Source organism: Nocardia sp. XZ_19_231 (assembly GCF_015355705.1).
Lineage (GTDB): Bacteria > Actinomycetota > Actinomycetes > Mycobacteriales > Mycobacteriaceae > Nocardia > Nocardia salmonicida.
In genome coordinates, this window is record NZ_JACUZI010000002.1 from 972,667 (window position 1) to 988,931 (window position 16,265).

Annotated in this window: 6 protein-coding genes; all 6 read left to right on the plus strand. The window is 68.6% G+C overall.

The genetic code is table 11. From position 1 onward, the window contains the following. Positions 1-2: 2 nt before the first annotated feature. Complete coding sequence (locus IBJ82_RS11690) at positions 3-13,277, plus strand: YwqJ-related putative deaminase (RefSeq protein WP_194825895.1); 13,275 nt, start codon at positions 3-5, stop codon at positions 13,275-13,277. Between the two features lie 31 nt (positions 13,278-13,308). Further along, entirely contained in the window at positions 13,309-14,520 is a 1,212-nt protein-coding gene (locus IBJ82_RS11695; protein ID WP_194825896.1) for a hypothetical protein, read from the plus strand. 29 nt (positions 14,521-14,549) lie between these two features. Next, positions 14,550-14,909 (plus strand): toxin-antitoxin system YwqK family antitoxin, encoded by a 360-nt coding sequence (locus IBJ82_RS11700; RefSeq protein WP_194825897.1) that lies wholly within the window; start codon positions 14,550-14,552, stop codon positions 14,907-14,909. Further along, positions 14,906-15,289: a hypothetical protein gene (locus IBJ82_RS11705; RefSeq protein WP_194825898.1), complete on the plus strand. Its 384-nt coding sequence runs from the start codon at positions 14,906-14,908 to the stop codon at positions 15,287-15,289. The genes IBJ82_RS11700 and IBJ82_RS11705 overlap by 4 nt, the downstream gene beginning before the upstream one ends. Positions 15,290-15,446: 157 nt before the next feature. Further along, a complete protein-coding gene (locus IBJ82_RS11710; protein WP_194825899.1) occupies positions 15,447-15,767 on the plus strand; it encodes a hypothetical protein in 321 nt (106 codons plus the stop codon). 78 nt (positions 15,768-15,845) lie between these two features. Next, positions 15,846-16,265, plus strand: a complete 420-nt coding sequence (locus tag IBJ82_RS11715) for a YbaB/EbfC family nucleoid-associated protein (protein ID WP_228536849.1) — start codon at positions 15,846-15,848, stop codon at positions 16,263-16,265.

Consider the following 16,265-nt stretch of genomic DNA (forward strand, 5'->3'; position numbering starts at 1 on the left):
GCATGATCGAGCTGCCTGATGAGCTGAGCTGGCTCAAGATCGTCGTCGGGATGGAGTGGCCCGAGGGCGACGAAACCGAGATGTGGGCGCTGGCGCAGGACTGGCGGACCGCTGCCGATGGGCTGCGCGCGATCCTGCCCGACATCGACCACGCGAAAACCGCGTCGCTGAAGGCTTATCCGTCCGGTGAGGGCGTCGAGGAGATGACCAAGGCCCTCGACAGCATGCGCAACGGTGACCAGTCGCTGGGCAAACTCGCCGAGTACTTCGATCTCGTCGGTGACTCGGTCGATCAGGTCGCCATGGAAATCGAATACACCAAGATGATGTTCTGGACCTCGCTCGGCCTGCTGTTGGCCGAGCTGGCGGCGGCATGGTTGTTCCCGCCGACGGCGCTCATGGTGGAGGCCGCCGCGATCATCGCGACCAGGATCGCGGTGCGCATCATCGGGGAGCGGGCCACGGCCGCGATCATCCGGTGGGTCGCCAGGGCGGCGGCCAATACCTTCATCAAATTCATGGCCAGGCACGTCGCGATCGACGCGACGCTCGGCACGATGCAGGAGTACCTGGTCCAGCAGTGGCAGGTCGACAAGGGGACCCGCGACAAGATCAATGTCGACCAGGTCATCGTGGCCGCGGTCAGTTCGGCGGCCGGTGGTGCGGCGGCCGGGCCCGCGGGTGATGCCATGGGCAATTGGCTCAAGAACAACGGTGTCACCGACAAGTGGTTGCAGTCGGCGATCACCGGCCCCGCCGCGGGGTTGGTGGGCGCGGGCGCGGGGCTGCTCGCCGCGACCGCGACCCAGTTCGGTATCGATGCCTACAGATTCGATCTCGACACGGCATGGGATAACGCGAAGAAGTCGCTGACCACGATCGATCCCCTGATGTTCACCGCGGGCGCGAGCAACGGCTTCATGTCGGGAGTGAACAAGGTCGGCGCGAACACGGCGTGGCAGAAGATGGCACCGGGTATGTCCGACCGCGCGAGTCTGGCCGACCGGATCAATCCACTGCTCGGAGATTTCGGAAACCTCGGCGCGGGTGCGGGTTCGGGTGGTCGGTCTGACGGGCAGAACAGTCCTGGCGGCCGGTCCGAGGGCGAGGGCGGTGGCCGTGCGCGAGGCGAGGGTGAGGACGAGCTCGGCGCGGGCCCCGATAGCGAGGTGCGCGGGGACGATTCGGAGACCAGGGGCGAGCGGCGCGACGACACCGCGGGACAGAGTAGCCGCGGATACGGCGACGGCTCGGCCATGCGGCCTGCGGGCACCACCGATCCGGGTGCCGGTCCTGGCGGTCCTGGCGACGGTGAGCGGGCAGGCTCGGGTGAGAATCCGCAGAAGACGGGCCTCGGCGAGTCACGCGCCGACGGCGACTCCGCCGTGGCCGAGGGTGGTGCACCGGCTCGCGACGAGGGCGGTGCGCGTCCGCTCGGTGCGAGCGATGACGCGAATCAGACCGCTGGACAGTCGGATTCGCCACTCCAGCGCGGCGAAGACCAGCGGGCCGGATTGCCCGAGCAGGGCGGCGCGACTCGGGGCGCCGACGACGGGGTCGCCCAGTTCGGTGACCCGGCCGAGTCGCAGAACGGCAGGCTGCACCCCAGCCGTGCGGAGAGTCCCGAGATCGCCGCCGGTGCGGCCGCGGCTACCGGGGCCGCGCACGCAGCGCCGATGAATGCGGGTCAATCGCCTGCCGCTACGAATGCGGGTCAATCGCCCGCTCCCGCCACGCATGCGGGTCAATCGCCCACTGCCACGCAGGGCGGCGGTGAGGCGAAGCCCGCCGGTACCCAGGCGACACCGGCGCGATCGGGTCCGGCACCGGAGATGCGTGCGCCCGCGACGGGCGACGCGCCCCGTGCCGACGGGCCGCGCGTCGCCGAAGGCCGTGCTGGCGCGCCCGAGACCCGCGGTGTGCCGCCGCAGTCGTCCACCGAAAGGCCGCGGATCGGCGACGGCTCCATGGCGAGGCCGAACGCGGAAATTCGGGCGGGCGTAGGTGATCATCGCGTCGCGGGCACCGCCGCGCAGGATGGTGCGGGAGTGCGGGCGGATCGCGCGGACGCGGTCGCGCCGATCCTGCCGGTGGTGACATCGGACGGGCAGGCGACACCGCGAACGGCGCGGGCGGGCGGACGATCCGATGGTCCCGACGCCACCCGCGGTACGGCCGACGAAATGCGCAGCGGCCGCAAACCGGACCCGGAGACCGTCGACGAACCGCAGGTGCGCGATATCTTCAACAGTTACCTGGCCAACGGCGAGGGGATTGTGTACCGACCGCACAGCACCTCCATCGGCGACGATCCGCGCACTCATCGGGTACGCGAGAACCTGCGCAACGAGGGCATGCACGACGTCATCGTGCATGGTTCCGAGGACGGCGCGCCGATTCCCGGTGACCGGTCGAAGGTGCATCCGCAGCAGATCGTCGACGCGATCCTGCTCAACCCGGACTATGTGCGAGGCACGCCGGTGCGGTTGGTGTCGTGCCACAGCGGTAACGACAACGGGTGGGCGCAATACATCGCCGACCGGATCGACGCGCCCGTGCTGGCGCCGACGAAACCCGTTGGTGCGCCACGTAGTCCGGACTCACCCGTGCGGCTCGCGCCTGGTGGCGAGTGGCGTGTGTTCCCGGATCCCGATGCGGTGGCGCCGCAGGTCGACGGCGATTCAGCGGCGCCGCCCGCACGCGACCCGGTGGATCTGAACAACGATGCCGACTGGCGGCACGGCCTCGACGTGATGGGCGAGGACGGACCACGTGTCGAGCCGACCTCGTTCCTGCGGCCTGATCCCGATCTGCCGACGATGGCCGTGCCGCCACCACCGAGTACCGATTCCCACCTGCTCGGCGTGCTCGACCCAGCGCACACGACCAGAGAGAACGGGCTGATCACCCACGTCGACGGGGAGCCGATCGCCGATTTCGTGCGCAGACTCGGGCTGGAACGGCAGGCGGATTTCGTGCAGGCCGCCAAGGACAAGGTGCTCAGCAAGAAGGCGCAGGGCGCTGTGATGTCGGTCGGGATCGACCGGGCAACCGGGCGGGTATACGAGGCGGCCAACGGGCGGGTCGGTGACGTGATCGCCGATGCCGACGTGCATCCGACGGTGGCCGAGCGCTTCAACGAGATGCGGGCGGGCACTTACACGCGCGGCGACGATCCGGAAACCTTCGACCGACCGCACCCCGACGAACCGCTGGCCCACGCGGAAGTCAAGACCACCAACCAGATACTGCACGATCGGGCGCGGTTGAAGCAGACGCCGGAGTGGAGCCATCTGCGCGACGACGCCGACGCGCTCCCCGACATCATCAACTCGCCGATGTTCGTCAAGGGGGTGCGGATCTTCGCGCCGTGCTGCGCCAACTGCACCATGTTGCTCGACGGTGCGCAGAGCACGACCGGATATCAGCACGGTTACCCGCCGAGCGATTTCACTCCGTTCGACCATGTGCGCCGAAATCCCGATGGGGTGATCGAATCGTTGGTCGGCCTCGATATCCTCACCCCGCAGCCGGATCCGGCGACCATCGCGACCCCCGAGGGCGACGCCACATCACATCCGGAGACTGACGGCTCGATGGCCGAACATCGGCGGCTCACAGACGAATTGGAGCGCACCCGGGCCGCATTCGCGGACCGCTTCGCGCGTATCGTCGGCGACGGCCCCGATGCCGAGTCGATCGCGGATTCGCTTGTTCGGCAGGCTGATACGGCGCTCGCGGAGATGAATGCCAGACTCGACGCGCTGGCCGGGCAGGCCGATGCGGCATTGGCGCGGACCCTGGAACAGCTGACACGGGTCGAACAGGAACTGGCCACGCGCCTCGATCGACCCGACGGCCTCGATCGAGGTCCGGACCGGGTGTCGCCGACCCAGCGCATCGATGCCGCGCTGGCGGATCAGCTCGCGCGCGACACCGAGTCCGCGATACGGCGTGCGGAACAGGCCGAGGCGCACCACCAAGCCGTTCTCGACCGGATCGACCACATCGGCCGTGATCTCGCAGCGCAGGCGGAGCACGTCAGAACAATGCGCGATCTCGATGCGGCACAAGAGCAGTCGCGCGCTCGATTCGACGAGTCGGCCGGCCGAGATCGCGCCGACGACGCACGCAACCGTGGCTCCGACGACGAGATCGACTGGCTCGGCAGCCGTCGCGATGACGACGACGGCGAGCACGTCCCGCCCGCGGCCGAGGAATCCGGCGGCGCGAACAAACCACCGACCCGCCCACTCGCGCCCGCGGGCTTCCCCGAGCCGGGCGAGGGCGACGGAAACGCGGTTCCCCGCGGCGAACCCGATGAGGCGTCGCCGGTACGCGCGGGCGAGTCCAGCGTCGTCCATGTCACGGTTGACGGTGAACAGGTCCCCGTGCGGGTGGAGCCCGACGGTCCGGACAATTGGCGGCTCGCCACGAGACCGGAGAACACACCGGCCACGCCGGAGGAGCCGCCCGCGCCCGTGCCCGCGACCGGGCTGCGGGGGGTGCTGAATCATTTGCGCGATCGGCTTTTCCGCCGGGCGAACCCGGATTATGTGGCCGGTTCCGGCATCGACGGCTTCACCCCCTTGCGTGACGGCGTCGCCGCGCTGCCACAACTGCCCGGCGGGCCGCATGCCCCGATGCCGCACGGTCATCCGCCGCCGCACAGCGGTCCGGAGATCCGGGAAGTGCCAGACAGCGGCCACCCGGTCATGGGTCCCGGAGTTGTCACCACGGCGATCACCTTCTATCGAGGCCGTGTTCACGCGCCTGTCTTCGGTCGGTTCTCCTCCCTACGGCCCGACGTCGCGGGCGAGTACATGCCGGTGCACGACGACGACGGCACGCCGTACGAGCCGTGGTTCACCGAAGGCGATCCGGCGGAACTCCGCACGCTGGCACTGGATCAGCTCGATACCGGGCGTATCACGAGGGACGAGGCGCGGGATATGCTCCGGCACGCGCTCGCCCGTGCCGAGGGCGAACTGCGGCGCAAGATCATCGACGAGTTGGACCTTCGAGGTCTGATCTCGATCGAGGACGCCGATGCGCTGCGCCGCGGCGAACTCCCGTCGTGGGCCGAACCGCCGAGTGTTCCCGAGTCATCGCTGTTGCCCGTGGCCGACGATTCGTTGACGGGACTGGCGGCACGCTCCGGATTCGACCTGCCCGACGAGTCGCCGCTGACCGTGCGCCGGGTGGTCGACGAGCAGACCTACCTGGCCTGGCGCGACGCGGCGGCGGTCGAAGCGCTGGCTGCTGCCGCGCGGCGCGTCGAGCTCGAGAGCAGCATTCCGTACGCCAGTCCCTCTGACCCGACCCCACGACCGGCGCTCGAAGGCGGTAACCGACAAGCGGAGATCGAAGGGCCGACGCCGCCCGAGGCGGAGACCGGCTCCCTGCCCGCTCGGCTCGGCGACCACGACGAACTCGGTCGTCCTGTTCCGCTCGGCGAGTTGACCGTCGCCTACAACGAGAGCCACCTCAATACGTTCTTGCGCGAATTGATGACGGCTTTCGGCAGTGACACAGCCATGATCACCGCAGGCCCGGTTGGCAACGGCGCCGATCCGCTGCCGGTATTCCGCGAGTTCGGTGCCGAGCCCGGCGGCGACTCGGCGCAGCGCGCGTTCTTCGAAAACTCGTCCCGACGCGCGCAGCTGCTCGACGAAGTAGCTACTTGGGCACGGCATTTCGAGGTCGATCCAGCCGCATTGCGTGGGCCGGAGCGGGATTCGATCATCGCCGATCTCCGTGCGGCGGCGCAGTTGCGGGCCGAGCGACTCGGTGAGTTCATCGCCGCGGCCGAACCGGTGCTGCGGATCACCGACGACGCGGTCGGCACGACGTTCGGTGACCAGGTGGCCAGGATGCCGGTGGGTGAAGGTCAACCGGACCGGCTGCTGGTCATCGAAGGAGCACTGGACCGCGACAGCGCGCTGGCGCAGGTGCTCGCCGACCATCCCCAGTTCGGCGACCAACTCGCCGCGGGCACGCTGAAGCTGGAATTCCGGACCGCGCGCGTCGACGCCTTCGGCATCATCCACCTCGATCCCGCTCCGACCCCGGAAGTCCGGCAGGTCAGGCAGATCAGCGATGGTCGCGAGCTGGTGGTCACGATGCTGCGCGACGCTGACGGTGACGGATCGTGGCGAGCGGTGCAGGCACCGGAACCCGGCGCAACCCTCGGCGGGCCGCCGCCGCTGCCGCGCACTCGCGCCGAGTTGATCACCGAATTGGTCGATGTGGCACAGGAACTCGGGCTCGGTCATCAGCAACTGGATTTCCGTCGCATCGATGACGCGGTGGCCGAACTGCGCGTCGACAACGCGGTGCGGGCCGCGATGCTGGAGGGAATGGCCGACTTCGCGCGCTACGCGAGGGCGGTCGACGAGTACGCATCGATCAGTGACGCGTACAGCCAACTGGCCGACAGGTTCAAGCTCACGGCCGCCACGCTGACCGCGCTTCGGCTGGGCGAACTCCTGGCTGACCGCGCCCAGCCCAGGGATCTGCGTAGAAATCAATACGCGGATCTCGCGGCCTACGTGGCAGAACTTCGCGGGATCGATCCCGACCGCATCGACGCCGCGAACGCCCGGCTCGCGAGTGCGCTCGGGCTGGAACCGGATGCGCTGCAACAGAAGGGCTACACCGCGAACGAGGAGACTCGCAAGTTCGACTACGAGCGCGATCCCGACGAGTTCGACTGGAAGAAGCTGCTGTCGGAAGTCAAGAAGCGCGAGCGGCGTGACCCGACGATCGCGCAGGCGCTGGCAGCGTACGCGGCCGAACTGCACGGGATCGACCCCTACTCCGACGGCAAGACCCGTGTCCGGAGTGCCGACCCGCGCCGGCTCGGCCCGCTGGGGATCTTCGACCCGATGGCGATCCATGCCCTGCGGGAGGTGGTCGCGGCCGCGTTCCCCGGCGGCGACGCACTCGAGTTCGCCCGGTTGCTCGCCGAGAACGCGCACCAGGCCTTCGGTGCCGACACCGTGCCGGGTTCGAGAGATCCACGACCGCAACCGAACCCGGACTGGCTGCGACTGGTCGGTCTCGATCTTTCGACGCTCGACGAGAAGGGCTACTACGACGCGTACGAGAAATCCCGCGCCGCCGAGCCCGACCAGCACGCGGGGCTGAGTCGCGATGAGCTGGAATCCGAGCTGAACACGCTGCGTGGGGACGTTCGCGCCCGGGCGGCGCTCATCGATCGACTCGTTCAACTCAGCGACGAGTTCTACCGGCCTACGGCGGAACCGACGCCTGGGCATGCGCCCGAAGCCGACGGTCCGCATGCGCTCCACCCCGGCACACCCGACCCGACGCCGCCGACCGGTACTGCTTTTCCGCCCGACCCGACGCCTCCGGCCGCTCCCGCCGCGCCGACCGGCTCGACGCCTCCGGCAGGTCCCGCGCTTCCGGCTGGTCCGCCGCCGACACCCACGCCGCCGCCGACACCTGGCCCGACAGCGACGCCTGGCCTGGCTGCCCCGGCCGTGCCCGGCAGCTCAGTAGATCCCGATTCGCCGACGCCGCACCGCGACCCCGATCCGGCGCCGGACAACAGCGCCGACCTTGCCGTCGACGGCACGCCGGTACCCGCGCGGTTCGGCGACGCGGTCGACCGCCAGCTCGAGCTTTTCACCGAGTCACAGCGTGAGATCGCCGCGCATGCCGATGCCGACGCGACGCGACGCCTCGACCGGCTGGCCGAGGTGCTCGATGAACTGCGTGATCCGGTCGTCGGGCTCGACGGGCGGCCCGACGCGACCGCGCTCATCGACGCCGCGCGCGCCCGCGAAATCGACCGGATGACAGCCGGTTTCGAGGAGCGTGAGGCGCGGGCCGAGGCCGCCCATCGGGCGTCGATGGACCACCTGCAACAGGTTGCCGACGAGCTCGCCGCACAAGCAGAACATCTGCGGATGATGCGGGAATTCGACGCCGCGCAGCAGCAGCCGAGCGGGGAGTCGCCCGACCGAGCTCGCGACGACGGCGACGACCCGGAGCCGGACGCCCGAACCCCGGCGAGCCCGGACGAGCCGCCGAAGACCCCGCCCGCCGACAACGCCCGCACACCCGACGATGACGTCGACTGGATGGGCGGCGACCCCGAACCACGACCACGCTACGGCGACGACAACGCGGGTCAACCGGCGACCTGGCGGACGAGCCCCACCGACATCGCGGCATCGGAAGTTCGGGATGTCCTCGCGCACAGCGATCTCGGCACGCACGCCGTACGATCGCTCGCCGCTGCCGACGCCGCGATCCGCTTCACGCCCGAAACCCTCGAAGCCGACGGTGCCGACCACTTCGACGGCCGCACGATGTCGGTGGTGATCGGCACCGAAGGGCGCAGCCAAGTCGCGCAGGGCGCGGGCGTCATCCGGGCGGGGGTGCTGGCCGACGCGGTGCTCGCCGGTGAGGTCGAGGTGGCCCCGGCCCGCATCGCAGGCCTCGATCGCGACGCCCATATCGACGCCAGGTTGCGGGCGGAGGCGATGGCGCTCGGTAGGCAGGCGGAGTTCCATCGCGAGATGTCGGACGCCGGTTACGACGTGTCGGTGGCACCGCTGCGCGACCTGATCGACAGCAACTACCGGCAGGATCTGGAAGCGTCATATCTCGCGGCATTCGACGAGGCGGTCTCGGCGGCGCGCAGCGCAGACCCCACTATCGACGCCGACCGGCTACTCGATCTCGCCCGGACCGCGGGCGTCGACCGTTTGTTGGCAGGCGAGCGGTTCGACGTGGCCGGCTTCCCGCACGATGGGCGGAGTTTCCGGGATATCGCGGGCCGGGAGTGGGATAACGCACGCGCGCATACCCCGCCGCCCGGGCTGAGCGAGTACGTGCCGTCCACGCCGGCGCACGCACGTGCCGTCGACGGGTTGGTGCGCGCGCAGGCAGCGACGGTACGCGAACTGCATCGGATCGAAACCGATTGGCAGCGAGTCGCATCCAGGCTTCAGGAGCGGATGAACATCCGCGACGACGAGCTCGGACCAAGCCGACGCGAAACCGCGGATCTGCTCCTCGAACGTATACGCCACGTGTTCATGCCACACCTCACCGAGGAAGTGCATGTCCTGGACGCACTGACGCACCGGCACGCGGAAGTCGTCGCGGCGCGCGCACGGCTGATCGGCGAGATCACCGCGGCGGTTCGCGCTGATCTCGGTGTGCCGGTGGCCCCGCACGGTGACGTGACGGGTGTGGTCTACGTCAGTGACGCACCGGTCACCCCGACCCCCGTCGAACCGGCACCACGCTCGCGCTTTGTCGAGCACCGGATGCCGCCGCAGCTCGACGGTATCGGCGAGCGGAAGCTGCGCGGCGCCTTCGAGGAACTGGCAGGCGATCCCGTGGGGCGCTGGGCGGCACAGGTCCTCGCCGACAACGCCGTGGCGATCCGCTACAGCGTCGAGCCCGACGCCAGGATCGGTTACGACCCGGTCACCAACGAGACCATCCTCGATCGAAATGGTTCAAGGGGCGATCAGGCAAGGGAACTGGTCAAGGCGGCGATGACCGTCGAGCTGACAAGGACCTTCGCCGACAACGGCATCGAACGGTTGCGGATGTCGCGCGACGAATACGTCGCGACCATGCTCGATCGTGCGGCCGAAGCGCACGGGCTGGCGTGGGCGTTCACTCGCGGCGGCGAGAGCAATCCCGTCGTGCCACAAGGGGACGCCATCGCTCGGACCTACGCCGCCGAGTATCAGCGTGCGTCCGAGCTGGCCAAGCGGATCGGCAAGGACATGACCGCGACGCCGTCCGCTGTGCACGGCGCGGCTCATAGGGCGGGTGTGCGTGCGGTGCGGGCGTCGATCGCCGAGCTGGCGCCGACTGTCGACGGTCGCCGTCTCGCTGATCATCACGGTGCGAATTGGGATCGGGCACATGGGATTCCGGATAGCGATCAGCCGAGCGATCTGGCCGCGATCGCCCGCGATACCCCGCAGCGCCGCGACCGGCTCGCCGATCAGTTCACTACCGAGATCGAGACCCTCCGAGCGCTGCGCGTCGCGGGGGAGTACATCCCGGTCGGTCCCGCCGAACGTGCCTATGCCACCGCCCACGACAAAGCCCTTCGTAAAGCCGAGCGGGTCGCGGAGCGTAAGCGCGACGCGCCGGCGCCCGAGCGGGTAGCCGCGGACGCCGGTCGGGCCGCGGTGCGTCGCTACATCGACAAGGCGGGCATCGATACCGCGCAGGTCGCCATGGACCTGGTGCACGGTGGGTTGCACGAAGGTGAGCCGCGGTGGGGTCGTCCGCAGCCGGTCGACGCGGGCGCCGACCGGCTGCGCGCCGACGACCTGGTCGCGCTCGACAGCGCGGTCATGGCCGACCCCGCGGCGGCCGACGCGCTGGCCGTGCGGGCGCTCAACCGGTACCTGCAGCGCCATCCCGAGGCGCAACGCCTGACCGACTATGTCGCTCTCGCCTCGCCCTATGCGGGGGACGCCTACCGCCGCCTGGTGATCGTCGCGCCTGCCGGTGAGCACATGCGGGTGCTCAACGACTTGGCCATCATCCACCCGCAATACTCGAATGTGCTCTGGGACCGGTCACATCGGCTCAGCTACGAGTTACCGGTGGTCGGTCCCGGTGGGCGGCCGTCGCTGCGCGATATTCCCGCGGCGCAGGCCGAGGGGCCGTTCCGGGCTCCCGACCGCAACGAAGCAGTGGCGCACGCGTTGGCCCGCTACCTGAGCCTGCGCGGGGAGGGGCGGATCCGGACAGGTTTCGATGAATGGCTGAAGCAGTTGGGCTCAAACGGCTTCCAGGATCAGAGTGTGTTCGCCGACAGCTTCCTGCACGGGCGGCGGCGCGTGCAGGTCTCGATGCTCGCCGATGATTTCACGGCGATCGGCCACCAGTTGCACGCTGCCGAACCCGATCGGTACGGGCCGGCGCACCCGGCCACCGTCGCGCACGAACTGCACACCCGCCAACTCTCGATGCCACCGTTGGATGGGCACCAGGAACGAACGGCACCGCGATATGAAGCGCGAACCGTCGAACTCGGCGGGCGCCCGTTCACGCTGTGGCTGGTCGGTGACGGTGACGGCAACTGGCGCCTGGCGCCGCCGACCACACAGGGGCATCCCGCCGATGTGATCAGCCGGGTGTTGCCGGACAGTTGGGTCAGCGATGCCGACACCATCGAGGCCGCCGTCACCCGGATCCTGCAGGACGGCAACGCGAGCCTCGACTCACTGGAGCGACGTGGACTGCTCGGCAGATTGACCGAACGGTTGCGTGAGTCCGACCAGCAGGCCGACCCCACTCCCGCGCTGCCGCCCGGCGAACAGAGCGACGGCGTCGACTGGATGGGGTCCGATGACCACACCGACGCTGACGACATCGCGCAGGCCGAATCCGACGGCCTACCCGCGGACAATGGTCGGGCCGGAGCTGGTGCCTCGCGTTACCAGGCGGCCGTCGATCATGAGTTGGCCGCACTCGATGAGCACCACCGGTTGCTCACCGCGGAGGCCGACGCGGATCTGCGCCGCACCATCGAGCGGATGGAGCAGACGCGGCGTGCGCTGAGCGCGCCACTCGCCGCTGTCAACGACATTGCCGGTGTCGTGCCCGAAGCCGATGTTCGCAACCGGATCGACGCTGTGCTCGACCGCGAACTCGCGCGCATCGACGCGGAGTTCGACCGCCGCGCGGCCGAAGCCGAAGCGGCGCATCAGGAACTGCTCGATCACCTCGACCGGGTCAGCACCGACATGACCGAGCGGGCCCGTATCGCCGGTGATCTTGATGTCGCCCAGGGCGAGATCGGTCGGCGTTTCGACGAACTCGCCGGGCGCTACCTCGGTACTCCCGACGCTGCCGTCCGTGCCGAGGACTCGCCCGACCAGCGGTTCACACCGGACGAACCCGATGACACTGATCCGGCTGACGGCGACACCCCACCACCGGGCCCCGAGTCGACCGGCGATGCTGACACCACCGATCGACACGGCGTGCCCTCGCACGCGGTGCGCTCGCGCATTCCGCATCCGCCGCACGAATACGAGTACGAACTGTCGATTCCGTTGCCGGGCGACCCCGCGCGATGGCCGGTGCCCGAGTCGGCGATCCGGGATCATGATCGGGGCGCAGACGGGACCCGCTCCGGTGACGGGCAGTCGAATACGGCACAACCGCAGCATGATTCGAGTTCGTCGCACGGCTCCGGTAGTGCGTCTGCTCAGTCGGGTCACGGACAATCGCCATACGGCCAGGGAGTCGGGCAGCCGGCACAGTCCGGTCATCCGCAGCAGCCGACCTGCCCGCAGCCGCAGTACCCGCACGGTTCGTCGCCGCAGGTCCCCGGGTACGCGCAGCAGCTGCCTGCTCCGCAGTATCCACACGGGTGGCCGCAGTCGCCGAATCCCGGCTATCCGCAGGGGTCCGGTTATTCCCAGGGCTCCGGCTATGCGCAGAACGGGCTGCCACAGGGACCGGTCTCGCGAGGCACGGGCTATCCGTCGACCGCGCAGCCGCAGGGCTCTGGCCCGCAGGGTTCGGGCTACTTCCCGACCGAGCAGGTTCCGCAGGGCGGTCCTGGCTCGGGGTATCAGCCGTCACTGGGTCAACCTCCGCAGTATCAAGGAGGTATCCCTGGCTACGCACAGCCGCCGACCGGAAACGGTTATGGGGCGGCGAGGCAGGGTGGTTCCCTACTGCCCGCCTATCCGCCATGGCATACCCCCGCGGATTCCGGGACCGCAGGGCCGCGGGCATCGGCGGACCAGCCGGGAGCCCAGCCGTCGATGATGCCGCCTATGACGCCCATGTCGCCGCCGCAAGGCGGCGGAGGCCGGGGTGCCGGACGGACACCCGAGCGTCCCTACCATCCGGAAAACCCCAGTCGTTCTTCAGTTTTCGTGCAGCCCTATTTCGGCAACGGGGGACAGGCGCAATTCGATCCCACGACAGGTTCGTTGTTCGCGTCGGCCGACGGCGGTCTCGCGCTCGGTGGCTTCTTCGCCGATCTCGGCAATGTCTTCGTGGTGTTCTACCGGGATTCGGGCCGGTTGGGTCTGCGGGTCGGTGGGCAGCGGATCGAGTTGGACGGTCCGGTGAGTGTGGAGTGGGCGCAGTCGCAGCAACGACAGACGCGGCTCACGATCCTCGTCGGCGGTACTGTGCGCTGCGAGTTGATCTACTGGTCACTGCCGCCCGAGATGGATCTGGGACTGATGGTCCGCGATGTCATGGCTGACCCGGTTCGCCGGGCCACGATCTTCGGTGGCTGAGCGGGAGATGGGCGATCTGGGAGGAGCACCGATGACCACGCCGAGCACCGACGCGGTGGCAACCGACGCCGAGACGGAGACGGCGCCCGACGTCGGTTTCACCCTGTCCCCGCTCGACAACGCCGCAGAGCTCAGTCGCCGGATCGCTCGCGAGACAGCCGAACTCGGGCCCCCGGGCTGGCGCCGGGTGCAGGCGACGTTCTCGATGACCGTGGCAGGTGAATCGACGGCGATGGTCTTCACCGATGAGCACGATCGGGTGGCGCGGGTCTTCCCGACCGAGTCGGTACTGGCGTTGGTGCGTGAGCACCGGCATCTGTCGGCTTCGCTCGGCGACGGCCCGTGGTGGCGTTTCCTGATGACGCTGACCGACGAGGGACAACTGGAGGTCGACTACGACTACGGTGACGAACCCTTCCCCGACGATCAACTGTTCGCACCCGAGGTGTATCGCGCCGACCTCACGACATATCCGCGTTCGCAGGTGCCGCTGTGGTTGGCCGCCTACGTGGGGCACGGTGGAAGGCAGTCGCGTCCGCCGCGACTGGCGGCGGAGCAGGCCCGAAATGACGAGGCGACCGGACGGGTGCCGGTGCGATGTGGCACCGACACCGAATTCCCGGACTTCCCGGTGCTGGTCCGGCGATGGGCGGTGATCGCGGCGGGATTCGTTGCCGTCGGGTCGATGTGGGGTCCGCGGGTGGCGCCGTCGACCTGCGTTTTCGAGGGCGTGCGCCGCAGCGGGTCCACCCTGCAGGCGTTGCCGGGCGATCGGGCGGTGCTCTCGGGTGGCGTGTGGAACGCCCCGACCTTGGCGGCGGTCTATCGCGACGGCGCCGAGTCGCCCGATCTGTACCGCGGCGCACCGGCGTGGGTGGCGGACCCGGTGCTGAACGCGCGCACGGGTTCTGGCCTGCTCTCGTTCTGCTACTGGTGGGCTGACGGGCACTGGTATCGCGCGGATTCGCCGGGCGCCGATGATCTCGCCGAGGCAGTGCCCGGTATGTGGACGGCCGACATCGTCGCGGGCATCATCGCCGGTCTGCTGGCCGACGAGCCGAGCGAATTCCAGCACGCGGCCGCGCGGCGACTGGTCGCCGACGCCGAGGCAGGCGTGGTCACCCGCGCCACGTTGGCCGAGGTGTTCGACGGTGATTTCGACGTGGACGGCGCATATTTCCAGCTGACCGTCGCAGGCGCCACCACACCGGATGCGATGGTCGCCGCGGTTGTGACACCGTAGGGACGCAGCGAACGGAAAGGCAGGTATCGATGACCCGGCGGATCGACATGGATGACCCGGAGGCCGACGCGACCGGCCCCGACGGTCTGATGTACTACCGCGGCGAACTGTTCACCGGTGAAATGGTCGAGCTCTACGACGACGGCTCGCTCTTCACCCTGACGACCTATGTCGACGGCATGGAAGACGGCCCGTCTCGAGGCTTCTACCCCGACGGTTCACCCCAATCCGACGGGACAGCGGCGCGAAACCGGGCGATCGGCGAGTGGCGCGAGTGGTACCCGGACGGCACCGTCAAGCAGATCGATGTCTACGACGACACCGGCAGACTGCGCGCTCGTCGAAAGTGGGATGGCACGGGCACCCTGATCCAGGATGTGACCCAGTGATCCTCAAACCCGTTGGCATGTACCGGGAGATGTTCCGCGGCTCGCACGACGAACTGCCGTCGATCGCCGAATCCAGGACCGATCAGGTCCTGCCCGACCGCGCCGAGATCATCGACTACCTGCGCAATCCGCCTGCCGGATTCGATGTGATGGAGGCGGTGGCGCACCTGTTCGAGAACGACCGCTGGATTCCCGGCGGCTCGTCGTTGAACTCCGACGGTGTGTGGGTCTGGCGTGAGGACTCTGTCGAGTACCTGGCCGCCCAGCCGCTGGAGATCCCCGCTGACTTCGTCGAATACGTGCGGTCCATCGACTACACCCCACCGGCGGTCGAGGACGACGACACGTTCTACGACGCGCTCCTGCGCTACTTCGGCTGATCGGGTCGGCGTCACCACCGCCCATTGCGTAGCGATCACGCGGTGGGAACCCTCCATTCATGTTGGCGTTACGAAAGATTCGCTCACCCCTGCCATTCTTTTGCGCAGCAAACGAGTTGTGAGATCGGTGCGCTGACGCTGGAGGGACACGAACGCGATGGTGGAGAAGTTCGAGTACGAGCCGCTGCTCTTCCGCAGGGCGGCCGACAAGACCGGTTCGGTTCGTGACCAGGTCAACGGCGTCATCAACCGGCTCGATGCGGCGGCCGGAGCGCGTGGCAGGTGCTGGGGCGACGACACCCTCGGCCAGAACTTCTTCAACGGCGATGCGGACAACGGCTACGGAGCCTCGAAGAAGAACACTATCGACAGCGCCACATCCTTCGCGAAAAACATGGGCACGATGAGCAAGGGACAGCTGGAGAGCGCCCGGTTGCTCGAACAGATGGAACAGGGCAACTACGAAGGCTTGCGCTGATCCGGGGGTCGCACAACCATGACGAACGAACAGGCCAAAGCTCAGCTCGCGGACATCATCGAAGGCGTGCAGGAGCAGATGCGCGCGATCGCGCAAGTGCAGCGCGACCGTGCCAAGATCATTGCCAGCGCTACGGTCCGCAAGCGGGTGACGGTGTCGGTCAATGCTGATTACAAGGTCATCGAGACCAAGTTCAGCTCCGACATCGACGATCTCACCTATCCCGAGATCGCCAGGGCGATGACCGAGGCCGCACAGCAGGCGTCGGCGGAGGTCGCCCGGCTGACCCAGGAAATGATCGCGCCGATACAGGAAAACCGTTCGCGGCTGCCGAAACTGACCGACTTGGTCAGCGACATGCCGGACCTCGTTGTCCCCGAAGCGGTGGAGGCCTCGCTCGCTGCTCCGAATGCACCTGAGCGGCAAGAGAGTTCGGAAGGCGACCAGCTACTCGGAGCACCGGATCGGTCGGGTTCGGCTACCGACTCGAGCTGGTGA

Bases quoted from the DNA above. Each gene is read 5' to 3' on its own strand.
- IBJ82_RS11715 (WP_228536849.1), top strand. From the start codon at position 15,846: ATGCGCGCGATCGCGCAAGTGCAGCGCGACCGTGCCAAGATCATTGCC.
- IBJ82_RS11695 (WP_194825896.1), top strand. From the start codon at position 13,309: ATGACCACGCCGAGCACCGACGCGGTGGCAACCGACGCCGAGACGGAG.
- IBJ82_RS11710 (WP_194825899.1), top strand. From the start codon at position 15,447: ATGGTGGAGAAGTTCGAGTACGAGCCGCTGCTCTTCCGCAGGGCGGCC.
- IBJ82_RS11690 (WP_194825895.1), top strand. From the start codon at position 3: ATGATCGAGCTGCCTGATGAGCTGAGCTGGCTCAAGATCGTCGTCGGG.
- IBJ82_RS11700 (WP_194825897.1), top strand. From the start codon at position 14,550: ATGACCCGGCGGATCGACATGGATGACCCGGAGGCCGACGCGACCGGC.